Source organism: Nonomuraea sp. NPDC003804, from assembly GCF_040610675.1.
Lineage (GTDB): Bacteria > Actinomycetota > Actinomycetes > Streptosporangiales > Streptosporangiaceae > Nonomuraea.
In genome coordinates this window covers 287,311-308,563 of record NZ_JBEXMT010000005.1, presented here as the reverse complement: position 1 = coordinate 308,563, position 21,253 = coordinate 287,311, and the positions used below count along the sequence as shown (strand labels likewise).

Annotated in this window: 19 protein-coding genes; 10 read left to right on the top strand and 9 right to left on the bottom strand. The window is 71.9% G+C overall.

Annotation, left to right across the window (positions count from 1 at the left end; all coding sequences use genetic code 11):
• Positions 1-17 precede the first annotated feature (17 nt).
• From ABZX22_RS09375 to add, 3 genes are all read left to right on the top strand, one after another.
• Positions 18-854 (top strand): oxidoreductase, encoded by an 837-nt coding sequence (locus ABZX22_RS09375; RefSeq protein WP_354907123.1) that lies wholly within the window; start codon positions 18-20, stop codon positions 852-854.
• A gap of 9 nt (positions 855-863) precedes the next feature.
• The gene (locus ABZX22_RS09370) at positions 864-1,436 is read left to right on the top strand and encodes a TetR/AcrR family transcriptional regulator (protein ID WP_354907122.1); all 573 of its coding nucleotides are present in this window, start codon (positions 864-866) and stop codon (positions 1,434-1,436) included.
• 73 nt (positions 1,437-1,509) lie between these two features.
• Positions 1,510-2,520 (top strand): adenosine deaminase, encoded by a 1,011-nt coding sequence (add, locus tag ABZX22_RS09365; protein ID WP_354907121.1) that lies wholly within the window; start codon positions 1,510-1,512, stop codon positions 2,518-2,520.
• A 59-nt stretch (positions 2,521-2,579) separates the two neighbouring features.
• Here add and ABZX22_RS09360 read toward each other — a convergent pair whose 3' ends face one another.
• The 7 genes from ABZX22_RS09360 to tkt form a co-directional block, all read right to left on the bottom strand.
• On the bottom strand, positions 2,580-3,779 hold the full coding sequence (locus tag ABZX22_RS09360) for a S8 family peptidase (RefSeq protein ID WP_354907120.1): 1,200 nt from the start codon (positions 3,777-3,779) through the stop codon (positions 2,580-2,582).
• A 124-nt stretch (positions 3,780-3,903) separates the two neighbouring features.
• Entirely contained in the window at positions 3,904-4,680 is a 777-nt protein-coding gene (pgl, locus tag ABZX22_RS09355; RefSeq protein ID WP_354907119.1) for a 6-phosphogluconolactonase, read from the bottom strand.
• 135 nt (positions 4,681-4,815) lie between these two features.
• Positions 4,816-5,727 carry a glucose-6-phosphate dehydrogenase assembly protein OpcA gene (locus ABZX22_RS09350; RefSeq protein WP_354907118.1) on the bottom strand — a complete coding sequence of 304 codons (912 nt, stop codon included), beginning with the start codon at positions 5,725-5,727 and terminating at the stop codon, positions 4,816-4,818.
• Between the two features lie 43 nt (positions 5,728-5,770).
• Complete coding sequence (gene zwf, locus ABZX22_RS09345; protein ID WP_354907117.1) at positions 5,771-7,372, bottom strand: glucose-6-phosphate dehydrogenase; 1,602 nt, start codon at positions 7,370-7,372, stop codon at positions 5,771-5,773.
• 1 nt (position 7,373) lies between these two features.
• Entirely contained in the window at positions 7,374-8,975 is a 1,602-nt protein-coding gene (locus tag ABZX22_RS09340) for a glucose-6-phosphate isomerase (protein WP_354907116.1), read from the bottom strand.
• 2 nt (positions 8,976-8,977) lie between these two features.
• Complete coding sequence (tal, locus tag ABZX22_RS09335; RefSeq protein WP_354907115.1) at positions 8,978-10,069, bottom strand: transaldolase; 1,092 nt, start codon at positions 10,067-10,069, stop codon at positions 8,978-8,980.
• A 3-nt stretch (positions 10,070-10,072) separates the two neighbouring features.
• The gene (gene tkt, locus ABZX22_RS09330; RefSeq protein WP_354907114.1) at positions 10,073-12,166 is read right to left on the bottom strand and encodes a transketolase; all 2,094 of its coding nucleotides are present in this window, start codon (positions 12,164-12,166) and stop codon (positions 10,073-10,075) included.
• Between the two features lie 239 nt (positions 12,167-12,405).
• Here tkt and ABZX22_RS09325 point away from each other — a divergent pair, with 239 nt between their 5' ends.
• Complete coding sequence (locus ABZX22_RS09325; protein WP_354907113.1) at positions 12,406-13,365, top strand: heme o synthase; 960 nt, start codon at positions 12,406-12,408, stop codon at positions 13,363-13,365.
• Positions 13,366-13,418: 53 nt separating this feature from the next.
• A complete protein-coding gene (locus tag ABZX22_RS09320) occupies positions 13,419-14,636 on the top strand; it encodes a PrsW family intramembrane metalloprotease (RefSeq protein WP_354907112.1) in 1,218 nt (405 codons plus the stop codon).
• Here ABZX22_RS09320 and ABZX22_RS09315 read toward each other — a convergent pair.
• Positions 14,621-15,316 (bottom strand): ElyC/SanA/YdcF family protein, encoded by a 696-nt coding sequence (locus tag ABZX22_RS09315; protein ID WP_354907111.1) that lies wholly within the window; start codon positions 15,314-15,316, stop codon positions 14,621-14,623. The two genes, ABZX22_RS09320 and ABZX22_RS09315, sit on opposite strands and share 16 nt — an antisense overlap.
• Positions 15,317-15,388: 72 nt before the next feature.
• Positions 15,389-16,327, bottom strand: a complete 939-nt coding sequence (locus ABZX22_RS09310) for a COX15/CtaA family protein (protein ID WP_354907110.1) — start codon at positions 16,325-16,327, stop codon at positions 15,389-15,391.
• 138 nt (positions 16,328-16,465) lie between these two features.
• On the opposite strand from ABZX22_RS09310, the gene ABZX22_RS09305 reads away from it, so the two are divergent.
• The 5 genes from ABZX22_RS09305 to ABZX22_RS09285 are packed head-to-tail and all read left to right on the top strand — an operon-like array spanning position 16,466 to position 21,162.
• Positions 16,466-17,605: an FAD-dependent oxidoreductase gene (locus ABZX22_RS09305; RefSeq protein ID WP_354907109.1), complete on the top strand. Its 1,140-nt coding sequence runs from the start codon at positions 16,466-16,468 to the stop codon at positions 17,603-17,605.
• Positions 17,602-17,844 (top strand): (2Fe-2S)-binding protein, encoded by a 243-nt coding sequence (locus ABZX22_RS09300; RefSeq protein WP_354907108.1) that lies wholly within the window; start codon positions 17,602-17,604, stop codon positions 17,842-17,844. The genes ABZX22_RS09305 and ABZX22_RS09300 overlap by 4 nt, the downstream gene beginning before the upstream one ends.
• Positions 17,841-19,250: an NAD(P)/FAD-dependent oxidoreductase gene (locus tag ABZX22_RS09295; RefSeq protein ID WP_354907107.1), complete on the top strand. Its 1,410-nt coding sequence runs from the start codon at positions 17,841-17,843 to the stop codon at positions 19,248-19,250. Before ABZX22_RS09300 ends, ABZX22_RS09295 begins: the two co-directional genes overlap by 4 nt.
• 16 nt (positions 19,251-19,266) lie before the next feature.
• On the top strand, positions 19,267-20,127 hold the full coding sequence (locus ABZX22_RS09290; protein ID WP_354907106.1) for a dihydrodipicolinate synthase family protein: 861 nt from the start codon (positions 19,267-19,269) through the stop codon (positions 20,125-20,127).
• Positions 20,128-20,160: 33 nt separating this feature from the next.
• Positions 20,161-21,162, top strand: coding sequence for a proline racemase family protein (locus tag ABZX22_RS09285; protein ID WP_354907105.1), 1,002 nt, complete (start codon positions 20,161-20,163; stop codon positions 21,160-21,162).
• Positions 21,163-21,253 lie beyond the last annotated feature (91 nt).

Below are 21,253 nucleotides of genomic sequence, written 5' to 3'. Positions count from 1 at the left end.
GTACACCTGGAGGCTCCATGCCCGAGCTCGCAGCGATCGTCACGGGCGCCAACAGCGGGATCGGCCTGCCCACGGCGCGTGAACTGGCCAGGCGCGGCGCGCGGGTGACCGTCGCCGCCCGCGACCCGGAACGCGGCGGCGCCGCCGTGGCGGGCATCCTGCGCGACGTGCCGGGCGCCGACGTGGTCTTCCGCCGGCTGGATCTGGCCGACCTGTCCTCGGTACGGGAGTTCGCCGCGGGCGTCGACCGCGTCGACCTGCTGATCAACAACGCGGGCGTCGGCATGATCCCGCGCACGCTCACCAAGGACGGCTTCGAGCTGCAGTTCGGCACCAACCACCTGGGCCACTTCGCGCTCACCGGCCTGCTGCTGCCGCGCCTGCTGGCCGCTCCCGCCCCGCGCGTGGTCACCGTCGCCAGCGACGCCCACAAGGTCGGCAGGCTCGACTTCGACGATCTCGCCCTCGAACGCGGCTACGGCAAGACGAGCTCCTACGGCCGCTCCAAGCTGGCCAACCTGCTGTTCACCTTCGAACTGCAGCGCAGGGCCCGACGGGCCGGCTCGGCCCTGCGCGCGGTGGCCACCCATCCGGGCGCCACGGCCACGAACTTCTTCTCCGTGGGCCCCTTCCAGCCGCTGCTGAAGCTGTTCCTGCGCAGTGCCGAGGACGGCGCGGCGCCCTCCCTGTACGCCGCCACCTCGCCGCTCATCAGGGGAGGGGAGTACCTCGGGCCCAGGTCCCAGCCGCTGACTCCCAGTAAGGCCGCCAGGGACGAGGCGCTGGCCGCGCGGTTGTGGGACGTCTCGGCCGAGCTCACCGGCGTACGATTCGGTGAGTTCGCCGACACGTAAGGACACCGCGTGGCACCACTGGATCCCGGCAGGGAGAAGGCCATCCTCGACGCCACCTTCGACCTGCTGTCGGAGATGGGCTACGACCGGATGTCCGTCGACCAGATCGCCCGGCGGGCCAAGGCCAGCAAGGCGACGATCTACCGGCGCTGGGCGGGCAAGCCCGAGCTCGTCGTCGAGGTCATCTGCCGTCGCTTCGACATGGAGGTGCCTGCCGTCCCCGACACCGGGTCGCTGCGCGGTGATCTCGTGGAGGTGGTCAGGGGGCTGGCGGCGGCGGCCGAACGCAAGCACGGGCTCATCATGGGCCTGTCCTCGACCCTCGTCTCCCACCAGGAGCTGGCCAGGACCCTGCGCGAACGCATGCCCGTGCGCGACCTGGCGGGCGCCACGCTGCTCGTGGAGCGGGCGGTGGCGCGGGGCGAGCTGCCGTCCGCCGTCGATGCCGGACGGCTGTTCGAGGTCGTGGAGGCGCTCGTCTGGCACCGCCTGATCTTCATCGGGCCGCCGCTGGACGACGCTTTCGCCGCGCAGGCCGTCGATGGCGTCCTCCTGCCGCTCACCCGTGCCTGGGCGGGCTGAATCTCACCAGTTGTTGTCAGATTCGCGGCCAAAGCCTTTCTGGCGGCGGTGACGCCCGCCTAGGGTCGTCGCCATGACGATCGACGAGTTCATCGACCGGCTGCCCAAGGTCGAACTGCACGTGCACCTGGTCGGCTCCGCCTCGGTGCCCACCGTGCTCGAACTGTCCCGCCGCCATCCCGGCAGCGGCGTGCCCACCAGCGAGGAGGAGCTGCGGGCCTTCTACACCTTCCGCGACTTCCCGCACTTCGCCCAGGTCTACCAGGCGGTCAACGAGCTGGTGCGCGAGCCCGAGGACGTCGCCTCCCTGGTGGTCGGGCTGGCCCGCGACCTCGCCCCGCAGAACTGCCGCTACGTCGAACTGCAGGTGACGCCCTACGCGCACTGGATGCGCGGCCTGCCGATGCGCGCCGTCACCGAGGCGCTCGACGTGGCCGCCCGCCGCTCGCTCGACGAGCACGGCGTCGAGATGGCCTACATCTTCGACATCCCCGGCGAGTTCGGCGAGGAGGCCGCCCGCGTCACCGTGGACCACGCGCTGAAAGAACCTCCCGCCGCGTTGGTAGGTTTCGGCATCGGTGGCATCGAACAGGATCGGCTCGCCTACCGCGACGCCTACCGTGACGCCTTCAGCGCCGCCCGCGCGGCCGGGCTGCACAGCGTCCCGCACGGCGGGGAGATGACGGGTCCCGAGACGGTGTGGGAGGTCATCGAGGGCTACGGCGCCGAGCGGATCGGGCACGGCATCAACTCCCTCCAGGACCCCCGCCTGGTGGCCTACCTGCGGGAGACGCAGCTGCCGCTGGACGTCTGCCCGACCTCCAACGTCTGCACGGGGCAGGTCGGGCGGATCGAGGACCACCCGCTGCCCCGCATGCTGGAGGAGGGGCTGTTCGTCACGCTCAACAGCGACGACCCGCCGATGTTCGCCACGACGCTGGCCGCCGAGTACCGCGTCGCCGCGCACGTGTTCGGGATGGGGCAGGCCGAGCTGGCGCAGCTGGCGCGCAACGCCGTCCAGGCCTCGTACCTGGCCGAGGACCGCAAGCGGGGGCTGCTGGCCGAGATCGACGCCCTGGCCTGAGCCCGGGGCGCCCCGCGGACCGGGGGAGAGCGTCCGCGGGGCAGGGGATGCCGGGCAGGCTACAGACCCGGGATGTACAGCAGGCGGTTGGGCGAGCCGCTGCCGGGGCTCTTGACGACGCCGGTCGTGGCGTTGTTCACGATCGCGTCGCGCACCTGCTGCGGTGTCGCACCGGAGTGGCCCTGCAGGTAGAGGGCCGCGGCGCCGGTCACGTGCGGGGTGGACATCGACGTGCCGCTGATGGTGTTCGTCGAGGTGTCGGAGTCCTTCCAGGTCGAGGTGATGTTGTAGCCGGGGGCGAACAGGTCGACACAGGGGCCGCGGTTGCCCCACGACGGCTTGGCGTCGGAGTTGTTGGTGATCGAGACGGTGATCGCCTCGGGGACGCGGGCCGGCGACTGGGTGCAGGCGTCCAGCGCGAACAGCCCGAGGAAGCCGTTGCCCGCCGCGATCGCGTAGGAGACGCCCGAGGCGATGGAGTTCTTGACGGCGGTGTCGAGCGCGGCGTCGGCGCTGCCGCCGAGGCTCATGTTGGCGACCGCCGGCTTGACCGCGTTCGCGGTCACCCAGTCGATGCCCGCCACGACCTGGTCGGTGGTGCCCGACCCTTCGCAGTTGAGCACCCTGACACCCACCAGCGTCACGCCCTTGGCCACGCCGTGGGCCGTGCCGCCGGTGGTCCCGGCGACGTGCGTGCCGTGGCCGTGGCAGTCGTTGCCGTTCTGGCCGTCGCCGATCGCGTCGAACCCGATGGAGGCGCGCCCGCCGAAGTCGCCGTGGGAGGGCCTGATGCCGGTGTCGACGATGTAGGCGTGCACGCCCGCACCGGTGGGCCCGTAGGTGTAGGAGCTGTTCAGCGGCAGGTTGCGCTGGTCGATGCGGTCAAGGCCCCACGAGGGCGGGTTCGGCTGGGTGTCGGAGGCGCGGTGCACCACCACCTGCTGCACGTACTCGACCGACGGGTCGCCGGCCAGCCGCCTGGCCTGCCGTTCGCTGGCGTGGACGGCGAAGCCGCGCAGCGCGTGCCGGTACTCCCTGAACGTCGTGCCGCCGTGCCTGGCGGTCAGGTCGGTGGCGGCCCGCGACACCTCGGGCCGGTTCTTCAGCACCACGATGTAGCTGCCGGGGACGAGATCCTGCGGCTCGGCGGTGGGGATGATCAGCTTGCCGGACGGCTCGGGGTCGGCGAGGGCGGGAGTGGAGCTCGCGACTACGGCGACGGCCGCGGCGATGACCGCGGCCCAGCGGCGTAAGGCCATGGGGGGTTGTCCCTTCGTAGGTCGATGACCAAGAAGGTAAAAAACACACCCCGGGCTGACAAGACCTAAGATTTGGTGTCAAATCCGCTTATGGACCGGTGGATCTCCGGGATGACCGCCCGCGTCAGGGTGAAGCGATCCTGCCCAGCTCCGGCGGGATCTTCGCCGCGGCCGCCCTGTCGAGCAGGAAGAGCGTGCGCTGCCGCCCTCTGGCACCCGCCGCGGGCACCTGCACCGGGCCCGAGTCCTCGGCCAGCGCCAGCCGTACGGCACCCGCCTTCTCCTCGCCGGCCGCCACCACCCACACCTCGCGCGCGGACCGGATCGACGGGAAGGTGAGCGAGATCCGCACCGGCGGCGGCTTCGGCGAGCCGTGCACGGCCACCACCGAGCGGGTGTCGTACACGGCCGGGTTGCCGGGGAACAGCGAGGCGACGTGGGAGTCGGGCCCCATGCCGAGCAGCATGACGTCGAACGACGGGACGGGACCGTGATCCTCGGGGCGGGCCGCCTGGCGCAGCTCCTCGGCGTAGGCCGCGGCCGACTCCTCCGGCGACATGCCGGAGTCGGGCCCCCGCATGACATGGACCCGCTCGGGGTCGACGTCGACCTGGTCGAGCAGCGCCTTGCGGGCACCGGTCTCGTTGCGCTCGTCGTCACCGGTGGGCAGGAAACGCTCGTCACCCCACCAGATGTCCAGCCTGCGCCAGTCGACTGCGTCACGCGCGGGCGTCTCGGCGATCGCGGCCAGGGTGGCGATGCCGACCGTGCCGCCGGTCAGGACCAGCGACGCGGAACCCCGCGCCGACTGCACGTCGACCAGGCGGGTGATGATCCGCGCGGCGACGGCCTTGGCCAGCACGTCGGCGTTGCGGTGCACGACTACGTTGGGAACGCTCACGATCACACCCTATCGAGGCGCGGGCGTCCGGCCGCCGACCGGCTCCCGGCGGGCCCGGCCGGGGGAGATCCCCGAAGGGGCGCCGACGCCGAGGGCCCCGGGTTCCGTCGAACCCGGGGCCCTCGGACGGCACCCTCAGCCCTTGTGCGTGCGGGCCAGCCGCTTCAGCGCCGCCTCGTAGGTCTCGTCGGGGTCGAGCCTGCGCAGCTCCTCGGCCAGCAGCTCGGCCGTGCTCCGCCGGGCCAGCGCCACGTGCCGGTCCGGCTGCCCTGGACGCGAGAGCGTGGCCAGGCGGGCGTCGCTGCGGGTGACGGCGACCTCCCCGCCGTCGAGCGACAGCCGTACCGAGGTCAGGCCGGGACCCGCCGAGTCGGCCGTCTTCACCGGCGCGCCCAGCCGGTCGGCCAGCCACGCCGCCAGCAGCGGCGCGCTGGTGTTGCCGGCGGCCCCGTCGACGAAGCCCTTCTTCACCCTGCCCACCGGCTGGTCGAAGGCGGCGGCCAGCAGGCTGCGCCACGGCGTCAGCCGCGCCCACGCCAGGTCGGTGTCGCCCGGCGCGTAGCCCTTGGCCCGGCCGGCCAGCGCCCTGATGCCCTCGCGGGCCGCCTTGGCGTCGGTGATCCGGCGCTGGGCCAGCGTCCCGATCGGGTCCTCGGCGGGCACGTCGGGCGCCTCACCCGGCCACCACGCCACCACCGGGGTGTCGGGCAGCAGCAGCGGGCTGACCACCGAGTCGGCGTGCTCGGTCAGCTCGCCGTACAGGCGCAGCACCACGACCTCTCCGGGCGCCGACTCGCCGACGCGCAGCTCCGCGTCGAGCCTGTTGGACTCGTCGCGCTCCCGGTTGATCACCACGAGGATCCGCGAGGGGTGCTCGCGGGCGGCCTCGGTGGCGGCCCGTACGCTGTCGTACTGGTCGCGCTCGTCGCAGATCACCACCAGCGTCAGCACCATGCCGATCGCCGGCACGCCCATCTGGTGACGCAGCCGGGTGAGCTGTCCTGAGATCTTCCCGGCCGTGGTGTCCGTCAGCATGAACGACGTCATGAGCCCTCCTTCACCGGTCTCATGGCATCCCGCCTACGCTCGTTCACAGTCGCCTCCACACCCGGCCGTCACGGGCCATCATCTCGTCCGCCGACGGCGGGCCCCAGGTACCGGACGGATACGGCTCGGGCTGGCCCTGGGTGGCCCAGTGCTCCTCGATCGGGTCGAGGATCATCCACGACAGCTCCACCTCGCGCTGGTGCGGGAAGAGCGGCGGGTCGCCGATCATCACGTCCAGCAGCAACCGCTCGTACGCCTCGGGCGACGACTCCAGGAACGACTCGCCGTAGGCGAAGTCCATGGACACGTCGCGCACCTCCATCGCGGTGCCCGGCACCTTCGAGCCGAACCGCACGGTGATGCCCTCGTCCGGCTGCACCCTGATGACCAGGGCGTTGTGGCCGAGGATCTCGGTGTCGTCCTTGCTGAAGGGCAGGTGCGGCGCCTTCTGGAAGACGACCGCCACCTCGGTGACGCGGCGGCCCAGCCGCTTGCCCGTGCGCAGGTAGAACGGCACGCCCGCCCAGCGCCTGTTGGCGATCTCCAGCTTGATGGCGGCGTAGGTCTCGGTCGTCGAGGTCGGCGAGATGCCGTCCTCCTCCAGGTAGCCGACCACCTTCTCGCCGCCCTGCCAGCCGGCCGCGTACTGGCCGCGCGCGGTGTAGTGGGCCAGGTCGGCGGGCAGCCGTACCGCCTTGAGGACCTTCTCCTTCTCCCTGCGCAGGGAGTTGGCCTCGAAGGAGGTCGGGTCCTCCATCGCCACCAGCGCCAGCAGCTGGAGCAGGTGGTTCTGGATCACGTCGCGGGCCGCGCCGATGCCGTCGTAGTAGCCGGCGCGGCCGGCCAGGCCGATGTCCTCGGCCATGGTGATCTGCACGTGGTCGACGTAGCCGCGGTTCCAGATCGGCTCGTAGAGGTTGTTGGCGAACCTCAGCGCCATGATGTTCTGGACCGTCTCCTTGCCCAGGTAGTGGTCGATCCTGAAGATCGAGCTCTCCGGGAAGGCCTCGGTGGTGATCTCGTTCAGCTCGTGGGCGCTGCGCAGGTCGTGCCCGAACGGCTTCTCGATCACCACGCGCCGCCACGAGCCCTCGGGCGCCTCGGCCAGGCCCGTGCGCTTGAGCTGCTTGACCACGGTGGGGAAGAACTTCGGCGGCACCGACAGGTAGAACGCGTAGTTGCCCCCGGTGCCCCTGGTCTGGTCGATCTCCTTCAACGCCATCGCCAGCGCGTCGAAGGCGCCGTCGTCGGAGAACTCGCCGGGCACGAAGTGGATGCCCTCGGCCAGCTGCTTCCAGACCTCCTCACGGAACGGCGTGCGCGCGTGCTCCTTCACCGCGTCATGGGTGAGCTGCGCGAAATCCTGGTTTGCCCAGTCGCGGCGGGCGAAACCGACGAGGGAGAAACCGGGTGGCAGCAGCCCCCTGTTGCCCAGGTCGTAAATCGCCGGCAGCAGCTTGCGCTTGGCCAGGTCTCCGGTCACGCCGAAAAGTACCAGCACGCATGGGCCCGCGACCCTGGGCAGCCGCTTGTCCCGCAGGTCACGCAGCGGGTTGGCGGCGGCCGCCTCGAGGGTGGTGGCCGTGCTCGCGGCGGCGGCCGCCGCGGTGGCGGCCTCCTCCACGGGCGCTGCCGGATCAGTCATCTCAGACCTCCTGTGCGGCCGCGAGCAGGTGGGCGATTCCCGCCACGCGGTCGGTCAAATGCAGTCGTATGGCGGGCCGTCCTCGCCCGGCGAGGGCCCGCTGGTCGCCCAATGCCTGGGCGAGCTGCAGCTCACCCAGCGTGTACGGCTTGCCGGGGACCTGGACGTCGGCCGTCACGGCGCCGGTGATCTGCAGGAACACCCCGTTCGGCGGCCCGCCCTTGTGGTACTGCCCCGTCGAGTGCAGGAAGCGGGGGCCCCAGCCGAACGTCACGGGCCGCTCGGTCCGTACGGCCAGCTGCGCCCGCAGCGTGTGGGCGTCGGCCGCCATCCACGCCTCGGTCATCTGCTCGAAGTCGGCGTTCTCGGGCACCGGCGCGTCGAAGGCGGCCAGCCGGTCGAGGTAGGCCATGACGGCCAGGTAGCCGTCGGCGGGGACGGCGTGCAGCAGCTCGGTGAACACCCCCGACAGGTCCTTGGCGTGGGTCTCGCCGTACACCTCGACGGGCCCGTCGACCAGCGCCGGGGCGGCGAGGGCCGGCCCCTCGGCCAGGACGCGCGCGGTGTTGTCCTTCGCCTCGGCTACGTCGGGCTGGTCGAAGGGGTTGACCTCCAGCAGCAGCCCGGCCACGGCCGTGGCGTACTCCCACACCAGGAACTGCGCGCCGAGCGAACCGTCGACCCTGATGTCGCCGTCGTCGGAGGCGATCGTGACGACCAGCTCGTCGCGCGCGCCCGTCGGCTCGGCGACGACCGGCAGGATGCCCTTGCCGTGCTTGCCGGTGGACTCGGCCACCAGTTGCTCGATCCAGTCGGGCAGGCCGTTGATCTCGCTGAGCTGGTCCTCGAGGATCAGCTTGTCCTGCCCGGCCAGGGCGGCGCCGCCGAGCGCGGCGCCCAGCGCGAGGCCGGGATTGCCCTCCACCCGCCCCAGCAGGGGCAGCACGTCCTCGGCCTCGTCGAGCAGGTACTCGACGTCGGCTCCCGCCAGCGCGCTCGGCACCAGGCCGAAGGCCGACAGCGCCGAGTAGCGGCCGCCGACGTCGGGATCGCCCAGGAAGACCGGGTAGCCCGCCTCGATCGCGGCCTGCTCAAGGGGCGAGCCGGGGTCGGTGACGACCACGATCCGCCCGGCCGGGTCGATGCCCGCCGCCCGGAAGGCCTCCTCGTAGATCCTGCGGTGGCTGTCGGTCTCGACGGTCGAGCCGCTCTTGCTGGCCACCACCACGATCGTGCGGTCGAGCCGGTCGTCGAGCGCCCGCCGTACCTGCTGGGGGTCGGTGGTGTCGAGGACGGTCAGCGCCACGTCGGCGGTGTTGCAGATGACTTCGGGGGCCAGCGAGGAGCCGCCCATGCCGGCCAGCACCACGTGGTCGAGCTCCTCCGCGCGAGCCCGCTCCACGAGCTTGCCGAGCTCGGGGAGCAGCTCGCGCGAGGTGCGCGGCAGGGTGAGCCAGCCGAGGCGCGCGGCCGCCTCGGCCTCGGCCGCCGGCCCCCACAGAGCGGCGTCGCCCGCCGCGAGGCGGGCGGGCACGCCGGCCAGCCGCTCCGCGACGGAGGCGGCGGCCTCGGCCACCCCCTCCTCGCGGTAGGTCACCTCCATCGTCAGCCGGCCAGCTTCTTCTTGACGCTGTCGAGCAGGTCGTTCCAGGAGGCCTCGAACTTGTCGACGCCTTCCTCCTCCAGCACCTTCACGACGTCGTCGTAGTCGATGCCCGCGTCCTTGAGCGCGGCCATCGTGTTCCAGGCCTGCTCGTAGAAGGGACGGATGGTGTCACCCGTGATGCGGCCGTGGTCGGCGACGGCGTCGAGGGTCTTCTCCGGCATGGTGTTGACCGTGCCGGGGGCCACCAGCTCGTCGACGTACATCGTGTCGGCGTAGTTGGGGTCCTTGACGCCGGTGGAGGCCCACAGCGGGCGCTGCGGGCGGGCGCCCGCGGCGCGCAGCCGCTGCCAGCGCTCGGAGCTCGTGACCTCCTCGAAGGCGGCGTAGGCCAGGCGCGCGTTGGCCACGCCCGCCTTGCCCTTGAGCTCCGGCCTGCCCAGCTTGTCGAGCCGCTTGTCGATCTCGGTGTCGACGCGGCTGACGAAGAAGGAGGCCACCGACTCGATGCCCGCCAGGTCCAGGCCCTTGGCCTGCGCGGCCTCGAGGCCGGCCAGCCAGGCGTCCATGACCGCGCGGTAGCGCTCGAGGGAGAAGATCAGCGTGACGTTGACGCTGATGCCCTCGGAGATCGCCTGCGTGATCGCGGGCAGGCCCTCGACCGTCGCGGGGATCTTGATGAGCAGGTTGGGCCGGTCGACCGCCCACCACAGGAAGCGAGCCTCGGCGATCGTCTTGTCCGTCTCCCGCGCCAGGCGCGGGTCGACCTCGAGCGACACCCGGCCGTCCACGCCGCCCGTGGCGTCGTAGATCGGGCGCAGCACGTCGGCGGCCCAGCGGATGTCGTAGGTGGTGATGGCGCGTACGGCCTCGCCGACGTCGACCCCGCGCACGGCGAGGTCGTGCAGCTGGGCGTCGTAGGCGTCGCCCTTGCTGAGCGCGTTGGCGAAGATCGTCGGGTTGGAGGTCACACCCACGACGCTCTTCTCGCGGATCAGCTGCTCCAGGTTGCCGCTGCGCAGGCGCTCGCGGCTGATGTCATCGAGCCAGATGGAGACGCCCTGGCTCGTGAGCTTCTTCAGGATTTCCGACATTTCCTAGTTTCCCGTCGTCTCGCCCTTGTCGTACCCCAGCTTGGCGAGGCTGGCCTTGGCCGCGGCCGCGACCCGCTCGGCGGTGAGTCCGAACTGCTGGTACAGCGTCCGGTACGGCGCCGACGCGCCGAAGTGCTCAAGGCTGACCACTTCGCCCGCCTCTCCAACGAACTCCCGCCAGCCCAGCGCGATTCCCGCTTCGACGGCGACGCGGGCCTTGACCGTCGGCGGCAGCACCCGCTCCCGGTAAGCGGAATCCTGCCCGTTGAACCATTCGACACACGGCATCGAGACAACCCGCGTCGGAATTCCCTCGGACTCCAGCAAGTCGCGCGCCGCGACGGCGATCTCGACCTCGCTGCCGGTGGCGATCAGCACCGCCTGCGGCTGCCGGGTGGAGGCCTCGCGCAGCACGTAGCCGCCCCTGGCCACGCCCTCGGCGCTGGTGCCCTCGAACACCGGCAGGTTCTGCCGCGTCAGGGCCAGCCCGGCCGGGCGGTCGGTGTGCTTGAGCACCGTCTTCCAGGCCGCCGCGGTCTCGTTGGCGTCGGCCGGCCGGACGATGTCGAGGCCGGGGATGGCGCGCAGCGACCACAGGTGCTCGACCGGCTGGTGCGTGGGGCCGTCCTCGCCCAGGCCGATGGAGTCGTGCGTCCAGACGTAGATGACCGGCAGCTTCATCAGCGCCGCCAGCCGTACGGCGGGCCGCATGTAGTCGGAGAACACCAGGAAGGTGCCGCCGTAGGGGCGGGTGCCGCCGTGCAGGGCGATGCCGTTGAGGATGGCGCCCATGCCGTGCTCGCGGATGCCGAAGTGGAGCGTGCGGCCGTAGGGGTTACCGGGGAACTCCTTGGTCTGGTACTCCTCCGGGATGAAGGACGGCTCGCCCTTCATCGTGGTGTTGTTCGACTCGGCCAGGTCGGCCGAGCCGCCCCACAGCTCGGGCAGCACCCTGGCCAGCGCGCCGAGCACCTCGCCCGAGGCCTTGCGGGTCGAGATCGACGCGCCGGTCTCGAAGGTCGGCAGCGCCTGGGCCCAGCCGTTGGGCAGCTCCCGCTCGGAGATGCGGTCGAACTCGGCGGCCCGCTCCGGGTTGGCCTGGCGCCAGTCGATGTAGGACTTCTCCCACTCGGCGTGGGTGGCGCGGCCGCGCTCGGCCACCTGGCGGGCGTGCTCCAGCACCTCGGCGGGCACGTCGAAGGTCCTGGAGGGGTCCATCCCGAGGATCGTCTTGGTGGCGGCCACCTCCGCATCGCCGAGGGCGGCCCCGTGGATCTTGCCGGTGTTCTGCTTGTTGGGCGCCGGCCAGCCGATGATCGTGCGCAGCCTGATGAACGACGGCCGCTCGGTCTCGGCGCGGGTCGCCTCGAGCGCCTCGTGCAGCGCCTTGACGTCCTCGACGTACTCGCCGGTCTGGGTCCAGTCGACGGTCTGGACGTGCCAGCCGTAGGCCTCGTAGCGCCTGACCACGTCCTCCGACAGGGCGATCTGGGTGTCGTCCTCGATGGAGATGTGGTTGGAGTCGAACAGCACCGTCAGGTTGCCCAGCTTCTGGTGCGCGGCCAGGGCGCTGACCTCGTGGCTGATGCCCTCCTCGATGTCGCCCTCGGAGGCGAAGCACCAGATGTGGTGGTCGAAGGGGCTGGTGCCGGGCGCGGCGTCCGGGTCGAAAAGGCCGCGCTCGCGGCGGGCGGCCATCGCCATGCCGACCGCGTTGCCGATGCCCTGGCCGAGCGGGCCGGTGGTGGTCTCCACGCCGACGGTGTGGCCGTGCTCGGGGTGACCGGGCGTGCGGCTGCCCCAGCTGCGCAGCCGCTCGATGTCCTCGAGGGTCAGGCCGTAGCCCGACAGGAAGAGCTGGATGTAGAGCGTCAGGCTGGAGTGGCCGCACGACAGGACGAAACGGTCACGGCCCACCCAGGTCGCGTCCGTCGGGTCGTGGCGCATCGTCCGCTGGAAGAGCAGGTACGCCGCCGGCGCAAGGCTCATCGCGGTGCCCGGGTGCCCGGAGCCCGCCTTCTCGACCGCGTCCATGGCCAAAGCTCGGACGATGTCGACCGCCTTCTTGTCGAGGTCGGTCCATTCAAAGGTGCTCAACTGCTCGATCTCCGGAATCTCGTTGTCATGGCGGTGCTGGTGGCTTTTTCCGCCCACACCGACCCTAACTGAGTGGACCTTGGTGAAGAGGACCAACCCGCCCCCCGGTGCCCCCATTGGCCGGACCGGCTCACCCTGCGACTACAGTTTGTTTGTTCGCAAGGACGTCTGGTGCCCGGCGTCCACGGTTCCGCTCTCTTCAGAGGTTACGCGTTGACTCCGCACTCGCTGGAAGCGCCTTGACGGTGCTCACGAACAGGCAATCGCCGGCCGCGGCCCCCGTGGCGGCCGCGGCGCCGCAACGGGGGACGCGCTCCTTCGCCGCGGTCGTCAAGGCGTACGTCGCGCTGACCAAGCCGCGGGTCATCGAGCTGCTCCTGATCACGACGCTGCCGGTCATGTTCCTGGCCGCCGACGGCCTGCCGCCGCTGTGGAAGGCCCTGTCGGTCATGGTGTTCGGCACGCTGTCGGCGGGCAGCGCCAACGCGCTCAACTGCTACATCGACCGCGACATCGACGTGAAGATGCGCCGCACGCGCAAGCGGCCGCTGGCCAGGCACCAGGTCACGCCACGCGCTGCGCTCGTCTTCGGCATCGTCCTCGGCGTCCTGTCCGTCGCGGGCATGTGGATCACCACCAACCTGGTGGCGGCGGCGCTCAACCTGTCGGCGATCCTGTTCTACGTCTTCGTCTACTCGATGATCCTCAAGCGGCGCACGTCGCAGAACATCGTGTGGGGCGGCCTGGCCGGCTGCATGCCCGTCGTCATCGGCTGGGCCGGCATCACCGGCGGCCTCGACTGGACGCCGCTGGTCCTGTTCGGCGTGGTGTTCTTCTGGACGCCGCCGCACACCTGGACGCTGGCGATGCGCTACAAGGAGGACTACGCGGCGGCCTCGATCCCCATGCTGCCCGTCGTGGCCACCGAGCGCAGGGTCGTGCTGGAGTCCATCGCCTACACCTGGGCGACGGTGGCCTGCTCGCTGCTGCTGTGGCCGGTGGCGGGCACCACGCTGCTCTACCCGATCGTCGCGGTGGTGCTCGGCGCGTTCTGCCTGGTGGAGATCTACCGTCTGCTCGGCCGGCTCAACGCCGGCAAGAGCGGTGTCGACCTGCGGCCGATGCGCTTCTTCCACTGGTCCAACGCCTACCTGGCGCTGCTGTTCCTCGCGGTCGCGATCGATCCGCTGCTGGCCTGACCCCCTCCCCGCGGGGGAAGGACAGCGCCATGGGCATCCGTTACAGTCACCGTATGAAGACCCGTGATCCACGCTGGGTGTTCAAGGACCGGCCGTCCTTCGCGTTGATCGCGGGCCTGGTGCTGGCGGGCATCTGCGCCCTGGTGTCGTTCTCCTTCGATGTGCTCAACGGCGCGCCCGTGCAGTTCCTCGTGGCGCTCGTCCTGGCCATGGCGCCGGTGCCGCTGCTGCTGGCGGCCGTGCTCGCCCTCGACCGGATGGAGCCGGAGCCGCGCAGCAACCTGATCTTCGCCTACGCCTGGGGCGCGGGCATCGCCGTACTGGTGGCCGGCGTGATCAACTCGCTCAACCTGCACTACATCACCGACACCGTCGGCCTGTCGGCGGCCAGCGCGCGCAACATCGCCGCCACCTTCGGCGCGCCCGTGGTCGAGGAGACCATGAAGGGCCTGGTGCTGCTCGGCCTGCTCAGGTTCAGGCGCGCCGAGCTTGACGGGCCCACCGACGGCGTCATCTACGCCAGCATGGTCGGGCTCGGCTTCGCGATGTCCGAGAACGTCAGCTACTACATCGCCGCCCAGGACCAGCTCGGCGTGCAGGGGCTGGCCGTGACGGTCGTGCTGCGCGGCATCCTGTCGCCGTTCGCCCATCCGCTGTTCACCTCGATGACGGGCGTGGCCGTCGCCTACGCCGCCCGCCGGACGGGCCCCGACCGGGCCCTGGTCATCCTGGCCGGCTGGATCGCCGCCATGCTCCTGCACGGCATGTGGAACGGTCTGGCCTCCTACGGCGGCTTCGCCGGGCTGGTGACCGCCTACCTGGTGCTGATGGTCGTGCTGCTGGTCCTCATCGGGGTGGTGGTCCGCGACCGGCGCCGCATCGTGGCGCTGCTGCAGCGCTACCTTCCGCCCTACGAGCCGACCAGGCTGGTCGACGTGGCCGACATCTACATGCTGTCGGCGCTGTCGCGGCGCAGGCAGGCCCGGCAGTGGGCCAAGGCGCACGGCGGCAAGGAGGGGCTGCGCGCGATGAGCGACTACCAGCTGGCCGCCACCGAGCTGGGGCTGCTGCACGAGCGGGCGGCCCGCCACATCGTCGACGACCAGACCTTCCACGAGGAGCAGCGGGCGCTGCTGGAATGCATGAGCGCGGCCAGGGCGCGGTTCCCGATCCCCGAGCGTCACGCCAGGGCCGCCGCCCAGGGCACCCCGCCGCCCGGCTACGCGCCCGGCGCCCCCGCTCCGTCCAGCGAGGGTCAGTGGCCGCTCTGAGCCTCGTGGAGTGAGGTCTCCCGTGGCCCGGGGAAGACCGGCTTCGTGCCGAGCACGACGTCGCCGAGCGCCTTCGCCGCGGCGAAGAACTCCCGGCTGGCCGAGGCGTAGGTGGTCACCGCCCACTGCCGGGAGGAGTCGTCGCCCACGCCGAAGGTCTCCAGACCGGCCGTACGGCACAGCGTGACGGCCCGCGGCAGGTGGAAGACCTGCGTGACCACGGTGACGTCCCTCGCGCCGAAGACCTGGCGGGCCCGCACGCAGGAGTCCCAGGTGTCGAAGCCGGCGTAGTCGCGGACGATGACGGCGTCGGGCACGCCCCTGGCCAGCAGGTAGTCGCGCATCGCCGAGGGCTCGTCGTAGTCCTTGCGGCTGTTGTCGCCCGACAGCAGCAGCGCCTTGACCTTGCCCGCCCGGTAGAGCTCCGCGGCGATGTCCAGCCGCCTGGCCAGGAACGGGCTGGGCCGGCCGGAGAAGAGGCCGGCGCCCAGGACCAGCGCGGTGCCGGAGGAGGGCACCTCGTCGAGCCATCCCGGCGGGCCGGCGACCACGCGGCGGTGGTCGCTGCTCAGCCAGACCCACGTCAAGGGGGTGATCGCCAGCACGCTCAGCGCCACCGCGACCTGGTAGGCGCGGCGCAGCGCCGTACGGGAGCAGCGGATGTTCCTGGCAAACGGCACGAAAATCCACCTTCCACCGGTGGGGGAGTGGCGGACTTATCGTGCCATACGCCTCACGTCGGGGGCGGGCGGTCAGTGGGGGAGGGTGACCGGCCGCGCCGGGACACCGGCGGGCAGCTCCTCGCGGACGCGGAGGCTGGTGACCACCCGCAGCGCGCCGATCCACACCAGCGTCGAGCCGAGCACGTGGAGGGCGACGAGGGCGGCGGGCACGGCGAGGAAGTACTGGATGTAGCCGATGGCGCCCTGGGCCAGCTCGATCAGCAGCAGCGCGAGCGCCGCCCTGCGGGCCGGCTGGGGCGCGCGGGTGACGTGGAGCGCGAACAGCAGGGCGAAGGTGAGGCCGACGACGACGTAGACGACGTCGGCGTGCAGCCGCGCCACGGCCTCGATGTCGAAGGCGAATCGGCTGGCCAGCTCGTCGCCCGAGTGGGGGCCGGTGCCCGTGACCACGACGCCGGCCACCAGCAGCACGGCCACGGCGGCCACCAGCACGTTGCCGAGCCTGCGGATGTCGCGGTGCACCACGGCCCTGGCCGGGCCCCGGCCCTCGCGGGAGCGGGCGTAGAGGGCCCAGCAGCCCGCCATCAGGCCGACGGAGATCAGGAAGTGCACGCTGACCGTGACGGGGTGGAGCATGCTGCGCACCACCAGGCCGCCCCACAGCGCCTGGGCGAGGACCCCGGCGGGCTGCAGCCACGCCAGCTTCACCAGGTCGGGGCGGTGCGGCCGCAGCCGCCAGGCCGTCACCAGGCACATGGCGCCCACCGCGAGCACGGCGAAGGTGAACAGCCGGTTGCCGAACTCCACCGACATGTTGAACCAGCTGTGCTCGGGATGCGCGACGGGGATGAAGCTGTCCGGCGTGCACCTGGGCCAGGTCGGGCAGCCGAGCCCGGAGCCCGTGACCCGCACGGCCACGCCCGTGACGGTGATGCCGGCGTTGGCGATCACGCCGAGCAGGGCCCACAGGGTCATGGAGCGGGCGGTCGGCGGCCAGAGAGATTTCACGCCATCGATGGTATGGGGCGGGGTGCGCGGTCCCTCCATCGAGTCGCCGCGCAGGTCGGGGTAGTGATCCACTGGAGGGGCCGCTGGACGGCGCTAATAGCTATGTGACATATTACTGACCGGAGGTGAGAGCGGACGATGTCCGACGTGATCGTCATCGGCGCCGGCGTCGTCGGCGCGGCGTGCGCCTACTACGCGGCCGCCGCGGGCATGGACGTGACAGTCCTGGACCGCGGCCCCGTGGCGGGCGGCACCACGGGCGCGGGCGAGGGGAACGTGCTGGTCTCCGACAAGGAGCCGGGCCCCGAGCTCGACCTGGCGCTGCTGTCCAACCGCCTGTGGCGGGAACTGGCCGCGCACGGCGGGTTCGAGTACGAGGCCAAGGGCGGCCTCGTCGTCGCCGAGACCGAGCAGATCCAGCGGCAGCTGGTCGCGCTGGCCGGTAAGCAGGGCGTGGAGCACACGGTGGTGCCCGGCGGCGCGCTGCACGACTACGAGCCGCACCTGGCCCAGGGCCTGGCCGGCGGCGTCTTCTACCCGCAGGACGCCCAGGTGCAGCCCATGCTGGCCGCCGCCCGGCTCATCAGGCACGGCGCCGAGAGCTTCGGACACGGAGCGCTGCGCCTGCGCACGGGCGTCACCGTCACCGGCTTCCTGCGCGAGGGCGGCGACGGCGGCAGAGTCACGGGCGTGCGCACCGACCACGGCGACATCATCGGCGGCGCGGTGGTCAACGCGGCGGGCACGTGGGGCGGTGAGATCGCCGCCATGGCGGGCATCGAGCTGCCGATCCTGCCCAGGCGCGGATTCATCCTGGTCACCGAGCCCATCGCCGAGCCGCTGATCAGGCACAAGGTCTACACGGCCGCCTACGTGACGAACGTCGCGAGCGACTCGGCCGACCTGGAGACCTCAGGCGTGGTCGAGGGCACGCCGTCGGGCACCGTCCTCATCGGGGCCAGCAGGGAGCGCGTCGGCTTCGACCGCACCATCTCGATCCCCGTGCTGCGCAGGCTGGCCGCCCAGGCCACCGCGCTCTTCCCCGTGCTGCGGGACAAGCGGGTGATCAGGTCCTACTGCGGCTTCCGGCCGTACTGCCCGGACCACCTGCCCGTCATCGGCGCCGACCCGCGCGTGCCCGGCCTGCTGCACGCCTGCGGTCACGAGGGCGCGGGCATCGGACTGGCGCCGGCCACCGGACACCTGCTCGCCCAGCTGCTGGCCGGCGAGCGCACCGACCTCGACCTCACCCCGTTCAGCCCAGGGAGATTCGCGTGAGCTTCGAGATCACCGTCGACGGCAGGCCGGTGAGGGTCACCCCCGGCCAGTCCGTCGGCGCCGCCCTGCACGCGGCCGGGATCACCTCCTGGCGCACCACCAGGCACGGCGGGCGGCCGCGCGGCCTGTTCTGCGGGATCGGGGTGTGCTTCGACTGCCTCGTCACCGTCAACGGACGCGAATCCCAGCGCGCCTGCCTGGTCGAGGCCATGCCGGGAGACGAGGTGACGACCTCATGACCCACGAGACCAGCCACGACACCGCTCACGACACCCGTCACGACTCCGGCTACGACGTCGTCGTGATCGGCGGCGGCCCCGCGGGCGTCGCCGGCGCGCTGAGCGCCGCCCAGGCCGGAGCGTCCGTCGTCCTGATCGACGCGGGCGCGCGCCTGGGCGGCCAGTACTTCCGCCACCAGGCGGGCGGGCGGCCCACCGGTCACGGCGCCGAGCGGTTCGCCCGGCAGTGCCGTGCCCTGGAGTCCAGGGCCACCCTCCTGCTCGGCCACAAGGTGTGGGCCGTCGAGCAGGACGGCGACGGCTCGATCACCGTCCACTGCCTGGAGGGGCGGGACGAGCGGCCCGTCTCCGTCACCGCCCGCGCCGTGCTCGTCGCCACCGGCGCCCACGACAGGCCGCTGCCCTTCCCCGGATGGGACCTGCCGGGCGTCTTCACCGCCGGCGGCGCGCAGGCGCTGCTCAAGGGCAACGGTGTGACGGCGGGGCGGCGCGTGGTGGTCTCCGGCACCGGGCCCTTCCTGCTGCCCGTGGCCGCGGGGCTGGCCGCGGCGGGCGCCTCGGTCGCCGGGGTCTTCGAGGCCAACGGCCTGTTCGGGCTGGCCCGCCACCCGCTGCTGGCGGCCGGCAAGGCGGGGGAGGCGGTGGGCTACGGGGCCGCGCTGGCCAGGCGGCGCGTGCCGTACCGGACGCGGCACGCGGTCGTGGCTGCGCACGGCACCACCTCCGTCACGCACGTGACGGTCGCCCGCCTGGACCCCGCCTGGCGGATCCTGTCGACCCGTACCGTCGAGTGCGACGCCGTCGCGGCGGGTTACGGCTTCGTCCCGCAGATCGAGCTGGCCGTCCAGCTCGGCTGCGCCACGGGCCACTCGCCCGACGGCAGCCCCGTCGTGGCCGTCGACGCCGCCCAGCGCACCACCGTCGCAGGCGTGTACGCCGCGGGCGAGCCCACCGGCGTCGGCGGCGCCGCCCTGTCGGAGCTGGAGGGCCGCATCGCCGGCCTCACCATCGCCCGCGACCTGGCCGCCCCCGGCGGATCCCTCGACCACGTGCCGGGCGTGCTGCGTAGGCGCGCCGAACGCCTGCGGGCCTTCGGCGAGGCGCTCCAGCACGCCTATCCCGTCCAACCCGGCTGGCAGGACTGGCTGGCCGACGACACCCTCATCTGCCGCTGCGAGGAGGTGCCCCTGGCCGCGGTCCGCGAGGCCATGACGCTGGGGGCGACCGACGCGCGGTCGGTCAAGCTGCTCGCCCGCCCGGGCATGGGCTGGTGCCAGGGCCGCGTCTGCGGCTACGCCGTCTCATGCCTGTCGGGCGAGCCGACCACCCAAGCCCCCCGCCGTCCCATTGCCCAGCCGATCCCCCTCGGCTGTCTGGAGAGGATTGATGATGAGCAACCGCGTTGAGCCTTGGCACGGAATCATGGTCGCCACGGCCCTGCCCCTGCGCGAGGACCTGTCGGTCGACTTCGACGGGTTCGCCGAGCACTGCCGCTGGCTGGTCGAGAACGGCTGTGACGGCGTGGCCGTCAACGGCTCGCTCGGCGAGTACCAGACGCTGACGGCGGAGGAGCGTGCCAAGGCCGTCGAGACGGCGGTGAAGGCCATCGGCGGCCGGAACGTGATGCCCGGCATCGCCGCCTACGGCGCCGCCGAGTCGCGCCGGTGGGCCGAGCAGGCGCGTGAGGCCGGCTGCGAGAGCGTGATGCTGCTGCCGCCCAACGCCTACCGGGCCGACGAGCGGATCGTGATCGACCACTACCGGGAGGTCGCCAAGGCCGGCCTGCCGATCGTGGCCTACAACAACCCCTACGACACCAAGGTCGACCTCACGCCCGCGCTGCTGGCGAAGCTGTTCGACGAGGGCCTGATCGTGGGCGTCAAGGAGTTCACCGGCGACGTGCGGCGCGCCTACGAGATCGCCGAGCTCGCGCCGGAGCTCGACGTGCTCATCGGCTCCGACGACGTGGTGGTCGAGCTGGCGCTGGCGGGCGCGAAGGGCTGGGTCGCCGGCTACCCCAACGCGCTGCCCGTCGCCAGCGTCGCCCTCTACCGGGCCGCCATGGCCCACGACCTGGAGACCGCGCTGCCGCTGTACCGCCAGCTGCACCCGCTGCTGCGCTGGGACTCCAAGACCGAGTTCGTGCAGGCCATCAAGCTGTCCATGGACGTGGCGGGCCGCCACGGCGGCCCCTGCAGGGCGCCCAGGCTGCCGCTGACCGACGAGCAGGCCGCCGTGGTCAGGGCCGCCACCGAGAAGGCGCTCGCCGAGGGCCTGCGCTGAGAGAGAAGGTGCGATGAGAGAGGCTGGACCACCATGAGATCCAAGCGCGTCTTCCACGCCGTCGACTCCCACACCGAGGGCATGCCGACCAGGGTCATCGTCGGCGGCGTCGGCGTGATCCCCGGCAACAGCATGGCCGAGCGGCGCGTGTACTTCCGCGAGCACCTCGACCCGATCAAGCAGCTGCTGATGAACGAGCCGCGCGGCCACTCGGCCATGAGCGGCGCCATCCTGCAGCCGCCCACCAGGCCCGACGCGGACTGGGGGGTGCTGTTCATCGAGGTCTCCGGCTACCTGCCGATGTGCGGCCACGGCACGATCGGCGTGGCCACCGTGCTGGTGGAGACGGGGATGGTGGAGGTCGTCGAACCGGTGACCACCGTCCGCCTCGAGGTGCCCGCGGGCCTGGTCGTCGTGGACGTGGCCGTCAAGGACGGCGCCGCCGAGTCGGTGACGCTGCGCAACGTGCCGGCCTACAGCGAACGGCTGGACGCGGTGGTGGAAGTACCTGGCTTCGGCGAGGTCCGCTACGACCTGGCCTACGGCGGCAACTTCTACGCCGTCGTCGACCTCGACTCCTACAAGCTGCCCTTCGACCGGGCCGCGAAGAACGAGATCCTGGCCGCGGGCCTGGCCACGATGGCGGCGATCAACGAGTCCGACGAGCCGGTGCACCGGGAGGACGACCGGATCAGGGGCTGCCACCACGTGTACTTCGCCGCTCCCGGCTCGACGGCCGCCCACTCCAGGCACGCCATGGCGATCTACCCCGGCTGGTTCGACCGGTCGCCGTGCGGTACCGGTACCAGCGCCAGGATGGCCCAGCTGCACGCCAGAGGCGAACTGGCGCTGGGCGCGGACTTCGTCAACGAGTCCTTCATCGGCACGCGCTTCGTGGGGCGGCTGGTGGAGGAGACGAGCGTCGGCGGGCGGCCCGCCGTGGTGCCGACCATCACCGGCAGAGCGTGGGTCACCGGGACCGCGCAGTACTTCCTCGACCCTCGTGACCCGTTCCCCGAGGGTTTCATCCTCTGACGCGCCCGCCGCGCCGCTTCCCGGTGGGGGAGCGGCGCCACGCGCCCTTCGCCCGTTTCCGCAGGGGAGCGGCGTCGCGCGGCCTTCCGCC

What these genes read in the sequence shown, in the direction of transcription:
- ABZX22_RS09360 (WP_354907120.1), bottom strand. Translation starts at nt 3,779, where the DNA reads ATGGCCTTACGCCGCTGGGCCGCGGTCATCGCCGCGGCCGTCGCCGTA.
- ABZX22_RS09350 (WP_354907118.1), bottom strand. Translation starts at nt 5,727, where the DNA reads ATGACGTCGTTCATGCTGACGGACACCACGGCCGGGAAGATCTCAGGA.
- ABZX22_RS09305 (WP_354907109.1), top strand. Translation starts at nt 16,466, where the DNA reads ATGTCCGACGTGATCGTCATCGGCGCCGGCGTCGTCGGCGCGGCGTGC.
- ABZX22_RS09340 (WP_354907116.1), bottom strand. Translation starts at nt 8,975, where the DNA reads ATGGAGGTGACCTACCGCGAGGAGGGGGTGGCCGAGGCCGCCGCCTCC.
- ABZX22_RS09375 (WP_354907123.1), top strand. Translation starts at nt 18, where the DNA reads ATGCCCGAGCTCGCAGCGATCGTCACGGGCGCCAACAGCGGGATCGGC.
- ABZX22_RS09320 (WP_354907112.1), top strand. Translation starts at nt 13,419, where the DNA reads ATGAAGACCCGTGATCCACGCTGGGTGTTCAAGGACCGGCCGTCCTTC.
- zwf (WP_354907117.1), bottom strand. Translation starts at nt 7,372, where the DNA reads ATGACTGATCCGGCAGCGCCCGTGGAGGAGGCCGCCACCGCGGCGGCC.
- ABZX22_RS09295 (WP_354907107.1), top strand. Translation starts at nt 17,841, where the DNA reads ATGACCCACGAGACCAGCCACGACACCGCTCACGACACCCGTCACGAC.
- tal (WP_354907115.1), bottom strand. Translation starts at nt 10,069, where the DNA reads ATGTCGGAAATCCTGAAGAAGCTCACGAGCCAGGGCGTCTCCATCTGG.
- ABZX22_RS09290 (WP_354907106.1), top strand. Translation starts at nt 19,267, where the DNA reads ATGGTCGCCACGGCCCTGCCCCTGCGCGAGGACCTGTCGGTCGACTTC.
- add (WP_354907121.1), top strand. Translation starts at nt 1,510, where the DNA reads ATGACGATCGACGAGTTCATCGACCGGCTGCCCAAGGTCGAACTGCAC.
- ABZX22_RS09285 (WP_354907105.1), top strand. Translation starts at nt 20,161, where the DNA reads ATGAGATCCAAGCGCGTCTTCCACGCCGTCGACTCCCACACCGAGGGC.